Here is a 17,928-nt window from a genome sequence, read left to right on the forward strand (position 1 = left end):
ACAGCGACCCCACCACGCACGGCGGGGTCAGACGAAGGCTGTGGAGATCAGACCGACAAGGGCGGGGCGTGAAGCCGGGCCGCCAGCCAGCGCCGGGTGGCATCGACCACCCGCACGGGGCCGAGTGCTGGCGGGGCAGACACATCGGCCGGTGGGGCATGCAGCCACACCGCCGGCCACGACACCGGCACCCCGGCACTGGCGAGCACCGCGGTCAAGGCACAGCCCCAGCCCGCGGCGTGGTGGCCCGACAGCGGCGAGGGCGACTCGTCCGGCGCGGCGTGATCGCTCGCCAGATCCACCGTCTGCACGCCATAGATCGAGCAGATCTCGACCAGGCTCACGCCCTGGTGGCGCGCTGCCGTGGTGGCCAGCAGCGGCACCGCACCTTGCAGCCACACCATGGCAACCAGCAGCCACGCCCACGCGCGGCGGCTCAGTGCAGTGGTGGGTTGAAAGCGGCTGGCCATCGTGAGCCGGCGATTATCTCTTCGAGACGGCCCGTCTCGCGTGGCCGCGCACGACCGGAGCACCCCCACGCGTCCCCGGGCGGCGAGCAGCCAACCTCAGGCACCCAGCGGCGCGATGCGGGGTGGCATATTCGAACCCCAGCATCGACATCCCCCTTCGCACTGAAGGCCGTCTGCGGGCCCATCATTCGCCCAAGCCCATGACCCTCGACCCCCGCACCAAGCGCCTGCTGCCATGGCTGGTGGCGATTGCGTTCTTCATGCAGACGCTGGACGGCAGCATCCTGAACACCGCGTTGCCACGCATGGCGAACGACCTGGGCGAGAGTGCCTTGCGCATGCAGGCGGTGGTGGTTTCGTACCTGCTCACCCTGGCACTGCTGATCCCCGCATCGGGCTGGCTGGCCGATCGGTTTGGCACGCGGCGGGTCTTCATTGGCGCCATCGCGCTGTTCAGCCTGGGCTCGCTGCTGTGCGCGATGTCCTCGAGCCTGGGTCTGCTGGTGGCGTCGCGCGTGGTTCAAGGTGTGGGCGGTGCGCTGCTGCTGCCCGTGGGGCGGCTGGCGATCCTGCGTGTCTTTCCAAAGCCCGAGCTGCTGTCGGCGCTCTCGTTCGTGGCGGTGCCCGGCCTGCTCGGTCCGCTGGTCGGGCCCTCGCTGGGCGGATGGATCGTCGAAGTCGCGACCTGGCATTGGGTCTTCCTGATCAATCTGCCGGTCGGTGCCGCCGGGGCGGTGTTTGCGCTGCGTCACATGCCGGATCTGCGCCGACCGGTGGACCGTTTCGATACCGTGGGCTTTGGCCTGTTCTCCGCTGGCCTGCTGTTGGCCACCCTCGCGCTGCAGGGGTTGGGGGAACGGGCCTTCAGCGGCGCCGCCTCGTTGCTGATGCTCGTGGTGTCACTGGCCGCGATGGTGGCCTACTGGCTGCATGCGGTGCGCCATGAGCGGCCACTGTTCAGCCCGGCGTTGTTTCACATCCCCACCTTCGCGGTCGGCCTGGCCGGCAACCTCTTCGCACGCCTGGGCAGCGGCGCCATGCCCTTCTTGCTGCCACTGTTTCTGCAGCTGGGCCTGGGCTACTCGCCGGCCAGGGCCGGCATGAGCCTCATCCCCATGGCCGTCGGGGCGATGCTGTGCAAGTCGTTCGCGGCACCGCTGATCCGGCGTGCCGGCTACCGCCGAGTGCTGGGCATCAACACTGTGCTGTTGGGCGCGATGATCGCGTCGTTTGCCGCCGTCGGGCCGGCGCTGCCCAGTGCGGCCCTGCTGTCGATGCTGGGGATCCTCGGGGTGATCAACTCGCTGCAGTTCACCGCCATGAACACCCTCACCCTGGGTGACCTCGGCCCCACACAGGCCAGCAGCGGCAACAGCCTGCTGTCGGTGGTGATGCAGTTGTCGATGAGCCTCGGCGTCGCGGCGGCGGCGGCCTTGCTGGCCGCCTTTGCGGGCGCGCTGCCCCTGCCCGGCAGCGCCACCTTGATGCATGCATTCCAGGCCACGTTCATCAGCATCGGTGCCATGGCGGCGGCCTCGGCGCTGATCTTTCTGCAGCTTCGGCCCGGTGAACAGCCCGACCGGACACGGCCCGGGGCCGTTGAAGAAGGCTAGTCATCGACAACCTTGTCGTCTCGGCCATGCCCGCCGGTGATGCGCAGCCATTGACGTGGCAGCACCACGTTCATCGCGCAACCCATCTGGCGTCATCGAGGTGTCCGATGCACACTCGGCCCGAAACACGCGACCACGGCCCCAGGAGTGAACGATTGGCGCTCACGGAGACTCGGCCTTGCTGAAGAACGCCTCCATCGCGGCCGGCACGGCAGTCGCCTATTTCGTGGCGGCCACGCTGGCCTTGCTCATGGTGACGTCGGGCAACTTCGCGGCACCGATCTACCCGGCAGCCGGCGTGGGCTTGGCCTGCGTCCTGCGCTTCGGGCCCAGTGCGGCGCCGGGTGTGTTCCTGGGCTCGTTGCTGTCGAACCTGCGGGTGTTCTGGGTCGACGGCCAACCCTGGCCCACACTCGCCGCATGGTTTGCGCTCGGGGCAGGCCTGCAGGCGCTCGTCGGCGCCGCCTTGGTGACCCGGACGATCGGCGTGCACCCGCGTCTGACGCGGCCGCGGGAAATCGTCAGATTTTTTGTCACCGGCGGCGCGCTGGGGTGCGTGGTCAGCGCGTCCGTGGCCACGGCCGCCATCGCCGTGCTACGCCCGGCCGCCGACCTGGGCGGTGGCTCGGGCAGCCCATTGGCCGAGAACTGGTGGATCTGGTACAGCGGCGATGCCTTTGGCACGCTGGTCGGAGCCCCGGTGGCCTTGTCGGTGATCGGGCTGCCGCGCCGCATCTGGACCTCGCGCCGCATCACCGTGGCATGGCCCGTGGCGCTGGCCACCTTGCTGTTGGGCGTTGCCACCGCTCGTCTGAACGACTGGGAAGACCAGCGCGCCACCGCCGCCTTCGAGCGCGACGTGAACAGCGCCGCGGCCTCCATCGAGGCCCACCTGCAGCGGCATCTGGATGCCTTGACGGCCATTCACGGCCTGTTCGAGGCCGAGCACCCGGTATCGCGCGTCGAGTTTGAACGGGCGACGTCCACATGGCTGCAGCAGTTGCCATCGCTGCAGGGCCTGGGCTTTCTCGAACAGATCGATCGCCCATCGCTGGTGGATCGTGAAGCCGCGCTCTCGACACAGGACGGTCGGCCGTTCAAGGTCTTCGAGCGCGAGCCCGAGATCGCAGCCCGCGATGCGTCAATGCTTGCAGTGCGCTTCATCGAACCGATGGCCCGCAATGCCAAGGCCCTGGGCGTGAACTCGCTGTCAATCAGCGAGCCGCGCAAGGCACTGCTGCAGACAATGCAAACCGGCGCCGCCGTGGCCACCGGCCCTTTCCGGTTGACGCAGGAATCGGGGGTGCAGACCGGTGTGGTGGTCTACCAGCGCGTCAGAGGCATCGCGGGCCGCCAGCAAGGCGCCGCCTTCGCCACGCTGCGCATGGGCGATGCCCTCGATCGCATGACAGCTCGGCTGCCCGCCACGCTGGAGTACTGCCTTCTGGACACCCAGGCCGGATTCTCCCCGCTCGCCGGCACCGCACGGTGCGCCGATCGGCAGACGACATCACGCCGGGCCTTCGAGCGGGCGCTCCACTTCGGATCGCGGACCTGGCAGCTGCGCATCGTGCCCACGGCCGACGCCACCGTGTACGGCGGCGGTCTGCGCACCGATGGGCGCACGGTGTGGATCTTCGCGGCCTCGGGCATGGTGGCCTGCAGCCTCCTGGGCATGCTGCTGTTGTTGCTGACCGGCCGTGCCCGCGAAATCGAGTTGACGGTGAGGCAGCGAACGCGCCAGGTGCTGGCGCTGCTGAACGAGAACCTGCAATCGGAAACGGCTCTGCGCTCGACGGAGCAACGCTTCAAGTTGCTGTTCGACAAGGTACCGGTTGGCGTGGTGTTCGCAGAGAAGGACGGCACCATCCTGCAGCCGAACGCCTGCTACTGCGAGCTGCTCGGTTACACCGAGGCCGAGCTGCGCGGCCGACGCATCCTGGACATCACCCCCGCGGAAGACGCCGTCGAGGACGAGGCCCGGCGCGCGCGGTTGGCAGCCCGCCCTCGAGAGCCGCTGCGCTACGTGAAGCGATACATCCGGGCCGACGGCCGCGAAGTGCAGGTGCGGGTGACGGCCACCATGCTGCTCGACGAGCAGGAGCGGCCCGACAAGATCGTCGCCCTGGTGGAAGACCTCAGTGAACAGTTGCGTCTCGAAGAAGCGCAGCGCGCCCGCACGGCCGCTGAAGCGGCCAACAAGGCGAAGACCGAGTTCATGTCGCGCATGAGCCATGAGCTGCGCACCCCGCTGAACGCGGTGCTCGGCTTCGCGCAGTTGCTCAACCTGGACCGTTCGCTGCCCTTCACCGAAAAGCATCTCGCCTGGCTCAAGCAGATGCAGGAAGCCGGCTGGCACCTGCTGCAGCTGATCGACGACATCCTCGATCTGTCGCGTGTCGAGGCCGGCGCGGTGGCGCTGACCAGCACCCCCGTCGAGCTGCCGCCTCTGCTTCACAGCGCGCTGGCGATGATCGATGCGGATGCCCAGCAGTTGGGCATCACCATCGACCGCCGCCCCAGTTGTGAGCTGCCCATCCGCGTGCAGGCTGACATCACCCGCCTGCGCCAGGTGCTGATCAACCTGCTGTCGAACGCCGTCAAGTACAACCGGCCAGGCGGGCACGTGATGATCGACGTGCTGGTGCACCCGCGCGGCCGGGCCACGCTGACCATCGCCGACACGGGCCTGGGCATGTCCGCGGCGCAGCAGCAACGGCTGTTCAAGCCCTTCGACCGGCTGGGCCGAGAGAACTCGAACGTGCCCGGCGCGGGCATTGGCCTGTACCTCACCAAACTGCTGGTGGAGCGCATGAACGGCGAGCTGAGCGTGAGCAGCCAGGAGGGCCAGGGCACCCGCTTCTCGATTTCGCTGCCCTTGGCCGCCGACACGCCGCCGTTGCCCGAATCGCCACCCGAGGGGCCGAGCACCCGGGCCTATCGCGCCCGGCGGGTGCTGCTGATCGAAGACAACCACGACAACGTCGAGGTGATCAGCGCGATGGTCGCGCTGCGCCCTCAGATCGTGCTCGAGGTGAGCCGCACGGGCCGCGAGGGGCTGGCCGCCGCGGCGGCGAACCGCCCCGATCTCGTGCTGCTCGATCTGCGTCTGCCCGACATCAGTGGCCTGACGGTGCTGGAGCGCCTGCGTGCTGACGACGCCACGCAGGATGTGGCGGTGGTGGTGCTCTCCGCCTCGGCCGACCAGGATCAGATCAGCGAAGCCTTGACGCGGGGGGCGACCGCCTTCCTCTCGAAGCCACTGGTGGCCGAGCAGTTGTTGGACACCCTGGACGAGATGCTCAGCAGCATCCAGACCGACTTCGGCCGGCTGGCTTGAGCGGAGCGCGGCCACGCGCCCTGGACAGGCCTCACAGCGCCTTCACCTGCCCCCACCCCACCCGGCGCGACTCGTGCAGTGCCCAGGCGGCGCGCAGCAGTGCATCGGCCAAGTCCTCTCCCTCGCCAAAGACGGTGAGACCGAAACTCACCGTGACCGACAAACCGGCCGCCATGGCCGTCCAATCGTGCAGCTCGATGATCTCGCGCAGGCGGTGTGCGGCCTGCACCGACTCTTCCAAAGGGGCGCCGCCCCCAAACCCGATGGCGAACTCCTCGCGCCCCCAGGTGGCCACCATGTCGTGCGGGCGCAGATGGCTCCTCATCAACTGGCCAACGACTTGCAGCACATCGCGCCCGATCGAGGCGTTGAATCTGGCACCGATCGCCTTGAACTGATCGACGCTGGCGATCATCAACACCAGCGGCGTGCCCGTCTGCTGATCTTCGCGCCAGTGCGCCATGCGCTCTTCAAACTGGCGGCGACCCGGCAGATGGCCCAGCACGCCGTCCAGCGGCTCCGCATCGGCTGCCACGGGCGCGCCATCGGCCTGGCCCAGCTTGCGCGTCAGCTCGACATGGATGCGGCGCCCTTCGGCCGTCGCGCGCTCGGCCAGTGCTTCCGAGCGCGATTGCGCCTGCGCGGTGAGCCAGGCCTCTCGCAGCTTGGCGTATTCGCGGTGCGAGGCCAGCGCCAGCCGCCAGTGGCCCTGCGCCTCCTGCAGCAGACAGTTCTCCTGGTGCACTTCGGCGAGCAGCACCGGGTCTTCCTGCTGGCGCAGCAACGACAAGGCTTCGCTCACATGCGCATGGGCCAGCCGGTATTGGCCGGTCTGGCGCTCCAGCTGGGACAGGCACAGCTCGACCCGCGCGCGGCGGGTGCCCATGCCGGGCGCGCCCGTGGCCTTGTGGCCGACGCGCAGCAGCGCGCGGGCCTCGTCCCATTGGCTCAATCGCATCAGCGCCGCCGAACCCACCACCACGATCGGCACCACGAGGTGAACCCAGCCCTGCTCCACCACGTGATCCAGGTGCTTTCGCAGTTCCTCGTAGGCGGGTTTCATCGAATCCCACGAAGCGCGGCGCTCGTGCAACACCGCCACCCGTGCCGTCAGCATGTTGCCCAGCACCACCGACTTCATCACCGGATCGTGCATGTGCGGTATGAGCGCGGCGCCACGCTCGGTGCATTCGAGCGCCTGATCGTCCCGGTCGATGAACGAATACAGCGTGGCGGCGTTGTTCCAGAAACGGCACTGCATCAGCGGGTCGTCGCTGACCGATGGCAGCAGCATCGTGCCGCGGTAGAACAGCTCAAAGGCCTCGGCCACCTGGCCCAGGTTGGTCAAGGTGACGGCGTGCATCGAGATCAGGTGCAGCAGCCGGGCGTTGTCGCCGGCGCGGGTCAACAGATCCATGCCGCGGTGCCCCGCGGTGAGCGCGGCCGTCAGCATGCCCGCATAGTGGTAGCCGAGCACCATCACGTACTGGCACAGGCCCATGTGCTGCACATCGTGGGCCCGCGAGAAGACCGGCCAGACCTGGTGGCACAGGCTCAAGCCCGCATCGACCTCGCCGCTGCGCACCAGCGTCTCGGCGCGTTGCAGCGTCCGCTCAGGCGATTCGGCCGGCACCGCGGCGCGCACCGTCTCTTTCTTGCGCTGCTGCGGCGGCGCGGGCGGCTGCATGGCCGCCACCATCATCGCGAAGCGTTGATCCTCCCCATCGCTTGCTCCGTCGTCCTGCGTCGACACCTCGGGCTCGTCGAGCCCAGAACCGGGTTCACGCGGTGCGGCATTCGCAGAAGGCATGGGGCAGCAATCGAAGAGCCACGCTGAGGCAGGTCGCCAAAGAATAGTGCTCATCGATCAGGCCCCGATGGGGGGTAACACGCCTGGTGTAAGCGCGACGGCATCACGCCGTGGGATCTGGGCCTCGGGGGCGGGCCCCCGTCTGGCCACCGCCCCCCACAGAGTTTTTTCATCCGCTTACCGCGGAGGGGCGCCGCGCTGCGCCCCGCCCCGCAGGCACCGAGCGCCTGGTATCGGGCAGTGGGCCGCGGCGCTGGGCCGCTCAGGGCATCATGTCGTAGTCGTGCCCGAGGTTCACCGCCTCGATCGTCGGAAACACCGGCTGATCGGCGGTCGGCTGCTTCTCCAGCATCTTCAGTTCGATGGCGCCGACCGGCACGCTCCAGGTGGCGCCCAGCGAGTAGTGGCGCGTGGTGCCCGGGAAGGTGCGCGACTCCATCACCGTGCCATCTGGCGCGTAGACGGTGACCACGAGGTGAGTGCGGGGCACATAGCGACCGTTGACGTCGGAGCCGTAGGCCGTGATGCCGACGCTGTTCACGTTGGCGGGGAAGCCATCGATGCGCAACACCCCTTGGCTCGACGTGGTGGTCACGGCGTGACGCTGGCTGCCCTTGTAAGTGCGCACCACCCGCAGTTCACCCTCGCTGGTGCTCAAGGTGTAGGCCGCGTCGGGGGTCGGCGAACCGGCCGGGCAGGCGCGCGACAAGGGCGCGGCGAGTGTCCCGTCGCGCAGATCGTCGAGCTGATCGAATATCTTCAGATCGAAGTGAATATCCGGATCAGCGCTCAAGGTGCAATCCACACCCTGGGCCCGCACCTGGCCAACCGACAAAACCGACAGGGCGATCGCGGCCCATATCACGCGGCGATTCAAAATGGATGACGACATGGTATTCAATATTCAGTTTGAAAACACCTCACCCCACGGACCATTCATTCCATTTCGAACGAATAACCGAAAGCATTCCATTTCACCCCTCAGGGCAAAAGCAACAATGGCAGGGGTGAGGTGAGTTGAAGTGTGGTGAGGCGGCCGTTTCAGGCCGGACGGAATACCCAGCGAGTGTCAGTTGACGGTGCTGGTCTTCAGGTTGTCCTGCGACACGGCATTCGTGTTGCCCAGCAGGCCCACGCCGGTACCCAGCGCAGCACCGAAGTCATACGAGAACGACCATTCCGGCACCCCATCGCTGTTGGTGTCGATGTCGGCAAAGGCGGTGGCGCCGCTGGTGCGCAGCGTCACGCGCGCCTTCTTGAATGCGGTGATGTCTTGATTGCTGACGGTGTAGCACTTGCCTGGCGTGCCCAGGCCACTGAGCACGGTGGGCTCGAAACACACGGCTTCGAAGTTGCCGCTGGAGGCGGTGCGCAGCTTCAGCGAGGCCTTGCCGACATACACGCCGCCATAGTGGCCCACATCCGCCCGAGCCAGGGCCACCGTCACCGTGGCCTGGTTGTCGGCCGCAGCGGGAGTGAATCGGGTGTAGGCGGCGCCGTCGGAGGTGTATTTGTTGTCGGCAATCTTGCCGGACGTGCCGATCAGCGGTGTCCAGTTCGCACCCAAGGTCGAACGGTTGAAATTATCGGAAGCGGCCATGGCCGAGCCCGAAACGAGAATCGACAGGACAACGGGCAGCGTTTTCGAGATCTTCATGTTGAAACTCCTGGTCTGGATTTGAGCGGGTTGCTGAGCCTGATGGCGGCCGGTATTCAAAGCGGGCCACCTGAGCCATCGGAAACGGCTGGCGCCAGTATTTCATCGGCCCTGTACCGCCCACCACCCCCCTAGGAATAGGTCTATGGTTCACCCCAGGGTGACAGGCCATGAAACAGACGGTATGCCCGGTTCGCAACCCGGGAAGGAAGGCCGCAGGCACGCCGCCTGCCGCCGGACGTTGGCTCGAAGGCTCGAAGGCGCGCGACTGCGCTGCCTCAAGTTGGCGGCGGCGCTGCCGATGGACAGTGCATGCCGGGCTCGCCGATCGGTCGGTTGTGCCTGGGCTGATCGATGTGTGTGGCCAAACGCGCCCGATCGGCCTATCTTGCCGTACCGTCGTCCTCGAAGGGAGCTGCCGTGAAGATCGAACTGAACCTGCCCGCCCATCCGCAGACGCTGATCCAGTTGGGCGAATTGCTGCGCAAGCCCGACTTGAACCTGGGCGACGTCAGCCAGCTGATCGAGAAAGACCTCTCCCTTGCTGCTGCGGTGATGAACACCATCACCTCGCCGTTGTACGGCCTGAAAGGGCGGGTGCAGAGCGTGCAGCAGGCGGTCACATTCCTTGGAACCCGAGAGATCTCGGCCATCGCTTACGAGACAGGCTTGCGATCCTCCTTCCCCCAGGTGCCTGAGCTGCATGCACTGTGGGAACGGGCCCGCATGCGTGGCCTGTTGATGGGCCGCATGGCGCAGGCCTTGTCGATGGAAGCCTGGAGCGCCCACACCGCCGGCCTGTTTGAAGAGTGCGGCAAGGCGGTGCTGTATTCCAACGCAGGCGAGCAATACCTGCCCATTCTTCGCAGCGCCCGCACCGACGGCGCCCTGATCCAGATCGAGCAGGACACGTTCGGCATCGATCATGCCGAGTTGGGGGCGAGGTTGTGCGAGAGCTGGGGCCTGCCCGATGGCACGGTGAACAGCGTGCGCCATCACGTGATGGTGAACTTCACCCACCGGCTGCCGCCGGTCTCGCACCGCTACGTCTGCGTTCTCTCCACCCTGGCGGACACACTGATGACCGCTCCGGACGAACTGGAAGCCGTGGTCTCCAAGGTGGCCCCGCAGGCGATGATGGACCAGACTTCGCTGCTGCGCAGCCTGCACAAGGTGAAGGACAAGATCGACGATGCGCTTGCCGATGCGTGAGCAAATACGGTGGCCTTGAGGGCAACCTGAGGCCAACCTGAGGCCAATTTGACGCCGCCTCGTCTGCGTTTCCCGCCACGGGATCTGGCCTGGGCCTGGTTGGCGGCCACAGCCCTGAGCGGTGCGCCATCCACGCTCTGGGCCCTGGCGACCGGCGGCGATCCCGGCGAAGCCACCTGGGCGGCCGGCGCGATGTGGATACCGGCCGATTCGAGCCGCCTTGCATTGTTGGCATCGGCCGCCGTCGTGCATGGGGCCGTGTCCACTTGGTGGGCTGCGGTGGCCGGCCTGGTGTTGCCCCGGCGAAATACGGGCCTGGCCGCCGTCGGGCTGTCTGCCGCCATCGGCATGCTCGACCTGGGCCTGATCGCGCCACGATGGTTCCCCGAGGTGGCCGCCCTCGCCTTCTGGCCCCAGATGGCAGACCACCTGATGTGGGGAGCGTGCCTCGGGTTCACGCTGGCTTGGCGCACCCGGACGCAGCACCGGCAAGACAGCCCGGTGGGCCGCCGGCCAGGCTGAGCCGTCGCTGGGCCGCGTCGAGGCGGGCCCACCCCAAGGGCCCCCACTGCCGCCGCGCTGGCCTCGATCAGGCGGGCCGATGCGACCCACGCACGCCAATTGCCACCCCGGTGGTGCCGCCACTGTCGTGGCTGGCATCCAACCAACTTGGCTCAGGGAAGCGTCGACATGCGTATCGCTCAGGTCTCGCCTTTGTTTGAGAGTGTTCCGCCCCGCCTGTATGGGGGAACCGAGCGGGTGGTGTCGTTCTTGACCGATGCGCTCGTGGAGCTCGGCCATGACGTGACGCTGTTTGCCAGTGGCGATTCGCACACCGACGCCGAGCTGGTCGCGTGCTGGCCCCGTGCCCTGCGACTGGAAGGCCGCAGCGAACAGCATCTGGCGGTGCATCTGCTGCAGATGGAGCGTGTGATGAAGCGCCGGGCGGATTTCGATGTCGTTCACTTCCACACCGACCCTTTGCAGTTTCCGCTGATGCGCCGGGAGCCGCTGGCCCACTTCACCACCCTGCACGGCCGCCTGGATCTGCCCGAGTTGGGGCCGCTGGTGCGTGAGTTCCGGGAGATGCCGCTGGTTTCCGTCTCCAACGCGCAGCGTGCGCCCATGCCCTGGGCGCCCTGGCACGGCACGGTGCACCACGGGCTGCCATGCGACCTGTTCGAAGGCCGCTTCGCGCGCGGCGAGTACCTCGCATTCCTCGGGCGCATCTCCCCCGAGAAACGCGTCGATCGGGCCATCGCGATCGCCAACCGGCTGCAGATGCCGCTGCGCATCGCCGCCAAGGTGGACAACGCAGACAAGCGCTACTTCGACGAGACCATCAAACCGCTGCTCGACAGCCCGTGGGTCGAGTTCATCGGTGAGATCGACGAACGACAGAAGCAGGATTTCCTGGGCCGCGCCGTGGCGCTGCTGTTTCCCATCGACTGGCCCGAGCCGTTCGGGCTGGTGATGATCGAAGCGATGGCCTGCGGCACGCCGGTCGTGGCCTGGCGCCATGGTTCCGTTCCAGAGGTGATCGAGCCCGGGCTCACGGGCGCGATCGTCGAAGACCTGGATGCCGCTTCGCAGGCCGTGCTCGACGCCGCCAAGCTCGACCGACGGAAATGCCGCGAACGGTTCGAGCAGCGCTTCACCGCCGAGCGGATGGCCCGTGACTACCTGGCCATCTACCAGGCCCTGATGCAGCCCAGCGCGCTGGTGCAAGCGGCCTAGAAAAGCGGCCTAGAAACCGGAGAAATCGGATGTCAGACGTCGAGGACCACCCGCACGACCCGTACGTCATCAGCTCGGTCTCCACACGGCTGGACTTGCGCACCCGCGTGCTCAAGCAAGGGGACAGCTTCGTGGTGCTGGACCGTTTTGGCGACGTCGAAGCCCACGGGCCCACGGAATACGGCCTGTTCCACCAGGACACACGGTTCCTGTCCCGCCTGGGGCTGCGCATGAGCCTGCCCGGCTTCATCGCCCGGCCGCTGATGCTGCTGAGCTCAGCCGTTCAGAAAGACAACGCGCTGCTGAGCGTGCACCTCACCAACCCCGGCATGGAAGACCTCGGCCAAGCTGAGCTTCCCCAGGGTGCGTTGCACTTGATGCGAAGCCAGGTCCTGTGGCGCAGCGCCTTGTACGACCAACTGAAGCTGCACAGCTACAGCGCCGCACCGGTCTCGTTCAGGCTGCATGTGTTCTTCGCGGCCGACTTCGCCGACATCTTCGAAGCACGGGGCATGACCCGAGAGACCCGCGGTCGGCTGCTGCCGCCCCAATGCACGCGCAACCAAGTGCTGCTCGGCTACGAGGGCTTGGACGGTCGGCCGCGTCGGACACGCCTGTCGTTCGATCCGGCGCCGGCGATGCTGGGCGCGGGCGAAGCCTGGTACGAGGTGGTGCTGCCGCCGGGCGGCGAGGCCACGCTGCAGTGGACGATCGGATGCGAGGCCCAGGCGGGCCTCGAGAAGGCGGCGGAGGCAGAGCGCGAGCCCACACAGCGTCCACGCTGGCACCCCGAAGCATGCGGCAGCATGGGTGCGCACCTGAGCGCCGCCAGGGCCGCCGAGCCCACCCTTCAGACGTCGAACAGCCAGTTCGACGAGTGGATGGAGCGCTCGCTGTCCGATCTGCGCATGCTGGCCACCGATACCCCGCGAGGCCGCTACCCGTATGCCGGCGTGCCGTGGTTCAGCACGCCCTTTGGTCGAGATGGAATCATTGCCGCGCTGCAGAGCCTGTGGTTCGCCCCGGACCTGGCCCGCGGCGTGTTGTGGTTCCTGGCCTCGACGCAGGCCGAGCACGAAAGTGCCGAACAAGATGCGCAGCCGGGCAAGATCCTGCACGAGACCCGCGGCGGCGAAATGGCCGCACTTGGTGAGGTGCCTTTCGGCCGCTACTACGGCTCGATCGATTCGACCCCGCTGTTCCTGATGCTGGCCGGCGCCTACTACCGGCGTACCGGCGATGCCGACACCATCCGCGCGTTGTGGCCCCACTGCGAGCGCGCGCTGGACTGGATCGACCGCTATGGCGACGCCGATGGCGACGGCTTCATTGAGTACGCACGCCAGACCGACCGCGGCCTGGCCAACCAGGGTTGGAAGGACTCGCACGACTCGGTGTTCCACCAAGCCGGTGCACTGGCCGAAGCGCCGATTGCGCTGTGCGAGGTGCAGGGCTACACCTTCGACGCCAAACGTTCGGCGGCCCAGCTGGCGCGGATGCTGGGCGACGAGGCGCGGGCGCTGTCGCTGGAACAACAGGCCGAGGCACTGCGAGAGCGGTTCGAGCAAGCGTTCTGGTGCGAGGATCTGGGCACCTACGCGATCGCGCTGGATGCCCGCAAGGCGGCCTGCCGCGTGCGCTCGTCGAACGCCGGCCAGTGTCTGTTCACTGGCATCGTGAGGCCCGACCGCGCACGCCGCGTGGCGGAGCAGTTGATGTCCGACGGCGGCTTCTCTGGGTGGGGCATCCGGACGATTCACGCCCAGGAATCGCGCTTCAACCCGATGTCGTACCACAACGGTTCGGTGTGGCCCCACGACTGCTCGCTGATCGCCGCCGGCCTCGGGCGCTATGGGCTGCGCGAGCTGGCTTCGCAGATTCTGGGTGGCTTGTTCGATGCGTCGATGAGTTTCGACTTGCACCGCTTGCCCGAGCTGTTCTGCGGCTTCAGCCGCATCCCGGGCGAGACGCCGACGCTCTATCCCCAGGCCTGCTCGCCACAGGCCTGGGCGTCAGCCGCGCCCCTGTTGTGCCTGCAAGCCTGCCTGGGGCTGGACGTGGACGGCGTGGGCAATCAGGTGCACTTCCGAAACCCGGTGCTGCCGCCGTTCCTGGAGCAGGTCCACCTGAAGAACCTGCGGGTTCGCGATTCGACACTGGACCTGATCATCGCCCGCTATCCGCACGGGGTGGGCGTGCGGCTGGCGCGGCGCGAAGGCAACGCCAAGCTGGTCGTGATGAGCTGAGCGCCGGGTCGATTGGCGGCCCGGCTTCGCCATCAAGGGGCAGTGGTGCAGGGGTCAGCCAGCAGGCGCTGGGCGCCGCGTTGGGCGGGTGCCGACGGGCACACGCGAAGCAGGACGCCGCTCAAGCCCATCACGTACAGGCGGCCCAAGCCGTCTTCGCCGAACGAGGTGATCACGCTGAGCCCACTGCCTGCCAGCAAGGCGTCGGTTTCTTCCCGCCAGTCGATCGGGGCCCCTCGTTGGTCATGGCTGATCGAGAAGATGCGGTTGCTGACGCAATCGCCAAAGACGTATCGTCCATCGGCCTCCGGGATGCTCGGGCCACGGTAGACATAGCCGCCGATCACGCAGTTGCCCAACCCGCCGGGAATCTCGAGGTGCGCGTAGTCGAACGCGGGGTCGGTCAACCCGGGGGCGTCGCCGCCCACCATCGGCGTTTCAACGGTGCCCTCGCGCAGGCGCCAGCCGTAGTTGTGGCCGCCCGGATCGCCGGGGGCCTCGAAGTCGACCTCTTCGCGGGTGCCTTCGCCCACATCGCCCAGCCAGAAGGCTCCGGTCAGACGATCGAAGCTGGCGCGATACGGGTTGCGCAGGCCCAGCGCCCAGATCTCGGGCTTGACGGTCGATGAGCCGACGAAGGGGTTGTCGGCAGGCACGGTGTAGCCTGCGCCCGAACCGCTCACGTCGATGCGCAACACCTTGGCCAACAGCACCTGTCCGTTCTGGCCATTGCCGTCGGGGTCGTAGCCGCCACCGCCGTCACCCAGCGTGAAGTACAGGTTCTTCGCATCACCGGGTCGGAAACCGATCCAGCCGGCCTTGTGGCCCGCGGTCGACGACTGATTGATGGCGATGATCGACTGCCGCGTCTTGGGGCTCGCCTTGTTGGCGGTGGTCGGCGTCACCGTGTAGCGGTCCACCCGGCTTTGCAGCGTGCGGCGATCGATGTAGCTGATGTAGAAGCGGCCATTGGTGGCGTAGCCAGGATCGAATGCCAGGCCGAGCAGTCCACGCTCGCCTTCGGTGTCCACCCGCTGGCTCACGTCCAGGAAGGTGGTGGTCTTGCCGTTGCGAACGACCTTGATCACGCCCGATTTCTCCACCACGAACAGCCGCTTGTCGCCCTGCGGCGCGGTGAGGTAGATCGGTTCGTTGAAGTTGCCCACGTATTGGCCCACCATGGCCTGTGGGGCGGTGGCGCCGAAGCACAGCGCAGCGGACACGACGACGGCTCGCCAGCATGACGAAAAGCCCATGGATTCCCTCCCTGGAGTGTGGATGGGGCGTCGGCGGTAAGCCCCGGAGCCGGAGACGAGCCGCACGCGCCTTGGCCCACGCCTAAGACGGTGACATCCTCTGGCGCAAGCGCGATTCACAGAACGCCGCGCAATGCGAACCCGCTTTTCCTTGTGGGGTGCACGGCCGCAATCTCTGCGTGCTGGAGATTGTGCGGCGCAGACGCCACACGGACGTCGCGGCACTACGTCAATCCGCGCTCCCTCCCAACTTCAAATTAGGGAGAGGGCGACCAGTGTGTGTCGGGTCGATACGAACGGGGGCCGACATGCTCCTTTGCCCGATGCGCGGCAGCGCGGGCTGTTACAGAATTGGCGGGCCAACGCCAGATCGCTCTCCCAGGCCAACCCACCGCGCCACGGGTACCGGTGACGGTGCCCCGGCGCGCAAGAACCGTATGCGCTCCATCTTGAAGTTGTTCTATGCGCCCGCGATTCGCACCGTGCCCGAGGCGCACGCCATGGCAGCCCGCCGCCGCGAGGCGACCGCCAGCCAGCGCGCACGATTTGTCAGCTTTGTCGAAGCGGCCAAGGTCATCCAGCCGGGTCTTTTCGTGCCCCCGCTCGACGACGCGGTGCTCGCCGTGACGATGCCGGCGGCTGAGCGCGACCAGGTGGCTCGGCTGGCGCGCGCGGCCGCCATGGCGGGGCTTCACATGCTCGACCCACAGAACGATGCGCTCTACCGAGCCGATGGCTGCGTGGCCTACGCCAACGGCAGCGTGACGCCCATGCCCGCCCCCCCGGCGGCGCCACCCGCGGCGCCAGGCGCCTGGGGAAAGCCCTCCGTGCACGCCCTCGTCAGCGCGCATTTGGCCCGTCAGCTGGCGGTGTACGGGTTCAAGCCCACCCCCACCGGCGCGGTGGCGCGGGTGCTGGGGTCGGTGGAGCAGACCATCTTTGTGGTTTTGGGTGAACAGGCGGGCGCGCTGGTGGCGCACCCGCGCTTCATGTTCCAGTGCCGTGATGTGTGGCAGGTATGGCACGACGCGCTGGGCAAGGCGACGCCGCCTGATGGCCCCGACGTCACCCTGAACGCCATGGAGTTGGCCGGTGGCACCGGGCCGTCGCACCAGGGCAGCAACGCATGGCGAACCATGCGTGAGGTCGAGCACTGGCTGGCGTCCTTCGACCGTTGGTTCGAGCACGACGGACTGCCCCGCCTGAACAGCATTCAGCGCGCCGCCGACGTGGCCGCGCTGGCGCTCACCGAAGCGCAGATGCACGGATTGCCCAAGAGAGGCCACCTGACTTCAGGCGAGCGCTTCAGCCGCATGGTGCTGGCCGCCGCGTTCGACGCCCCGCGCTTGTCCACCTGGGCCCGGGTGCTGGCCACGCCGCGGCCCAACGACGGTCAGGTCGAACGCAGCCAGCTGAAAAAGCTGGCCGAGTTTCTGCAGGCCTGAACTCGCGGCTGTCGTCAATCCATCGACAGCACCACCCCCACGCTCGGCGGCACCTGCCCCGCCAAGGCTTGCGCGTAGGCGGCCTGCACGGCCGCGGAGCCGCGGTCATGGGTGACCGCGAGCCAGCCGCTTGCCGCGCCCACAAAGGGCCGCCACTGCTCGGCCAGCCGCGGCTCGATGCCGTCGCGCCCCCAGTCCTGCGCCCGCTTGCGCAGGCGGTCGGGCGCGAAGAAGAAGACCGGTTTGACGCCAGCCGCTGGCACCTTTGCGCGGCCCAGGTCGCGGTGGGCCAATCCGACGGCGCTGCTGTACACCAGGCGATCGCCCCAATGGGCATGGACACGGTGCCTCAGCTCGGCGCTGCCGGCAAAGTCGACGTAGACCGCGGGGGTGGCCGAAGGCACATGGGTGAGGTCGTCGTAAGCCACGACCTGGTCATAGCAGCCCAACCCCGCCACGAAGGCACGGTTGCTCGCCGACGTGAGGCCGATCACCTCGGCCGTGCCGCGCCGCTTCAACAAAAACGCCAAGCCGAACGCTGTCTTCGCGGACGCACTGGAGATCACCACCTGCCGGGCACCGAAGAAGCCTTCGTCGTCCAGAAAGTCATCGATCAGGAAGGAGGTGACGAACATCGGCCGGAGCAGCGCGATGAGGTCTTCGTCTTCGGGTCGATAAGAAGCGTCCGCCCCCGTCAGGAGGTAGCGGTTGTAGGCCGCCGGCAGGGCCTGGCGGTGCGGTGCGCCGTCCACGAAGCCGGCGCCGCCCACCCGCTGGGGTTGCAACACCAGGTGCGAACCGGCGGGCCAGAATCCGTAGAACCGCTGGCCGGCCGCCACGCCGTCGCAGCGCGAGGCCACCACCTCGGCGAAGCCCCACACCGGGATCACACCCCACCCTGCGGGCCCAGGGAAAAACCCCCAATAGCCGATCGAATCACCGGTTTCGGCATAGGTGATGTTGTTGGCGGTGAGCGCAAAACGGTCGACATGCACGAGCACCTGGCCGTCGGTCAGGTCGGGCAGCGGCTGCTCGATCACCTGGCTCGCACGGAGGTCGGCGCGGTCGACAGCCAAGGTCAGCATGGAGGGCATCGGGTCTCCTGTGTCATGGGGGCCGTGTCATCACGGCAAGGGCTTGAT

General features: G+C 67.5%; 13 protein-coding genes. 7 read left to right on the plus strand and 6 right to left on the minus strand.

The window, feature by feature from the left end; genetic code table 11:
- Nucleotides 1-47 precede the first annotated feature (47 nt).
- Nucleotides 48-470 carry a hypothetical protein gene (locus tag AACH06_RS17395; RefSeq protein WP_341427019.1) on the minus strand — a complete coding sequence of 141 codons (423 nt, stop codon included), beginning with the start codon at nucleotides 468-470 and terminating at the stop codon, nucleotides 48-50.
- A gap of 200 nt (nucleotides 471-670) precedes the next feature.
- Here AACH06_RS17395 and mdtD point away from each other — a divergent pair, with 200 nt between their 5' ends.
- Both mdtD and AACH06_RS17405 read left to right on the plus strand, forming a co-directional pair.
- Nucleotides 671-2,083 carry a multidrug transporter subunit MdtD gene (gene mdtD / locus AACH06_RS17400; protein ID WP_341427020.1) on the plus strand — a complete coding sequence of 471 codons (1,413 nt, stop codon included), beginning with the start codon at nucleotides 671-673 and terminating at the stop codon, nucleotides 2,081-2,083.
- 178 nt (nucleotides 2,084-2,261) lie between these two features.
- Nucleotides 2,262-5,423, plus strand: coding sequence for an ATP-binding protein (locus AACH06_RS17405; RefSeq protein WP_341427021.1), 3,162 nt, complete (start codon nucleotides 2,262-2,264; stop codon nucleotides 5,421-5,423).
- A gap of 31 nt (nucleotides 5,424-5,454) precedes the next feature.
- Here the strand turns inward: AACH06_RS17405 and AACH06_RS17410 are convergent, their stop codons facing one another.
- The 3 genes from AACH06_RS17410 to AACH06_RS17420 form a co-directional block, all read right to left on the minus strand.
- Nucleotides 5,455-7,233 carry a diguanylate cyclase domain-containing protein gene (locus AACH06_RS17410; protein ID WP_341427022.1) on the minus strand — a complete coding sequence of 593 codons (1,779 nt, stop codon included), beginning with the start codon at nucleotides 7,231-7,233 and terminating at the stop codon, nucleotides 5,455-5,457.
- 262 nt (nucleotides 7,234-7,495) lie between these two features.
- On the minus strand, nucleotides 7,496-8,125 hold the full coding sequence (locus tag AACH06_RS17415; RefSeq protein WP_341427023.1) for a hypothetical protein: 630 nt from the start codon (nucleotides 8,123-8,125) through the stop codon (nucleotides 7,496-7,498).
- A gap of 177 nt (nucleotides 8,126-8,302) precedes the next feature.
- Nucleotides 8,303-8,890 (minus strand): hypothetical protein, encoded by a 588-nt coding sequence (locus AACH06_RS17420; RefSeq protein WP_341427024.1) that lies wholly within the window; start codon nucleotides 8,888-8,890, stop codon nucleotides 8,303-8,305.
- Between the two features lie 420 nt (nucleotides 8,891-9,310).
- Here AACH06_RS17420 and AACH06_RS17425 point away from each other — a divergent pair, with 420 nt between their 5' ends.
- The 4 genes from AACH06_RS17425 (at nucleotide 9,311) to AACH06_RS17440 (ending at nucleotide 14,085) form a co-directional block, all read left to right on the plus strand.
- The gene (locus AACH06_RS17425; protein ID WP_341427025.1) at nucleotides 9,311-10,102 is read left to right on the plus strand and encodes an HDOD domain-containing protein; all 792 of its coding nucleotides are present in this window, start codon (nucleotides 9,311-9,313) and stop codon (nucleotides 10,100-10,102) included.
- Between the two features lie 48 nt (nucleotides 10,103-10,150).
- Nucleotides 10,151-10,624 carry a hypothetical protein gene (locus AACH06_RS17430; protein WP_341427026.1) on the plus strand — a complete coding sequence of 158 codons (474 nt, stop codon included), beginning with the start codon at nucleotides 10,151-10,153 and terminating at the stop codon, nucleotides 10,622-10,624.
- A gap of 168 nt (nucleotides 10,625-10,792) precedes the next feature.
- Nucleotides 10,793-11,839 carry a glycosyltransferase family 4 protein gene (locus AACH06_RS17435; RefSeq protein WP_341427027.1) on the plus strand — a complete coding sequence of 349 codons (1,047 nt, stop codon included), beginning with the start codon at nucleotides 10,793-10,795 and terminating at the stop codon, nucleotides 11,837-11,839.
- A 29-nt stretch (nucleotides 11,840-11,868) separates the two neighbouring features.
- A complete protein-coding gene (locus AACH06_RS17440) occupies nucleotides 11,869-14,085 on the plus strand; it encodes an amylo-alpha-1,6-glucosidase (protein WP_341427028.1) in 2,217 nt (738 codons plus the stop codon).
- Nucleotides 14,086-14,117: 32 nt separating this feature from the next.
- Here the strand turns inward: AACH06_RS17440 and AACH06_RS17445 are convergent, their stop codons facing one another.
- Nucleotides 14,118-15,341 carry a PQQ-dependent sugar dehydrogenase gene (locus AACH06_RS17445; protein WP_341427029.1) on the minus strand — a complete coding sequence of 408 codons (1,224 nt, stop codon included), beginning with the start codon at nucleotides 15,339-15,341 and terminating at the stop codon, nucleotides 14,118-14,120.
- A gap of 437 nt (nucleotides 15,342-15,778) precedes the next feature.
- Between AACH06_RS17445 and AACH06_RS17450 the strand changes: the two genes are divergently transcribed.
- Nucleotides 15,779-16,786, plus strand: coding sequence for a hypothetical protein (locus AACH06_RS17450; RefSeq protein WP_341427030.1), 1,008 nt, complete (start codon nucleotides 15,779-15,781; stop codon nucleotides 16,784-16,786).
- 14 nt (nucleotides 16,787-16,800) lie between these two features.
- Here the strand turns inward: AACH06_RS17450 and AACH06_RS17455 are convergent, their stop codons facing one another.
- The gene (locus AACH06_RS17455; RefSeq protein WP_341427031.1) at nucleotides 16,801-17,880 is read right to left on the minus strand and encodes a DUF2855 family protein; all 1,080 of its coding nucleotides are present in this window, start codon (nucleotides 17,878-17,880) and stop codon (nucleotides 16,801-16,803) included.
- Nucleotides 17,881-17,928 lie beyond the last annotated feature (48 nt).

This window comes from Ideonella lacteola (genome assembly GCF_038066555.1).
GTDB lineage: Bacteria > Pseudomonadota > Gammaproteobacteria > Burkholderiales > Burkholderiaceae_C > Ideonella > Ideonella lacteola.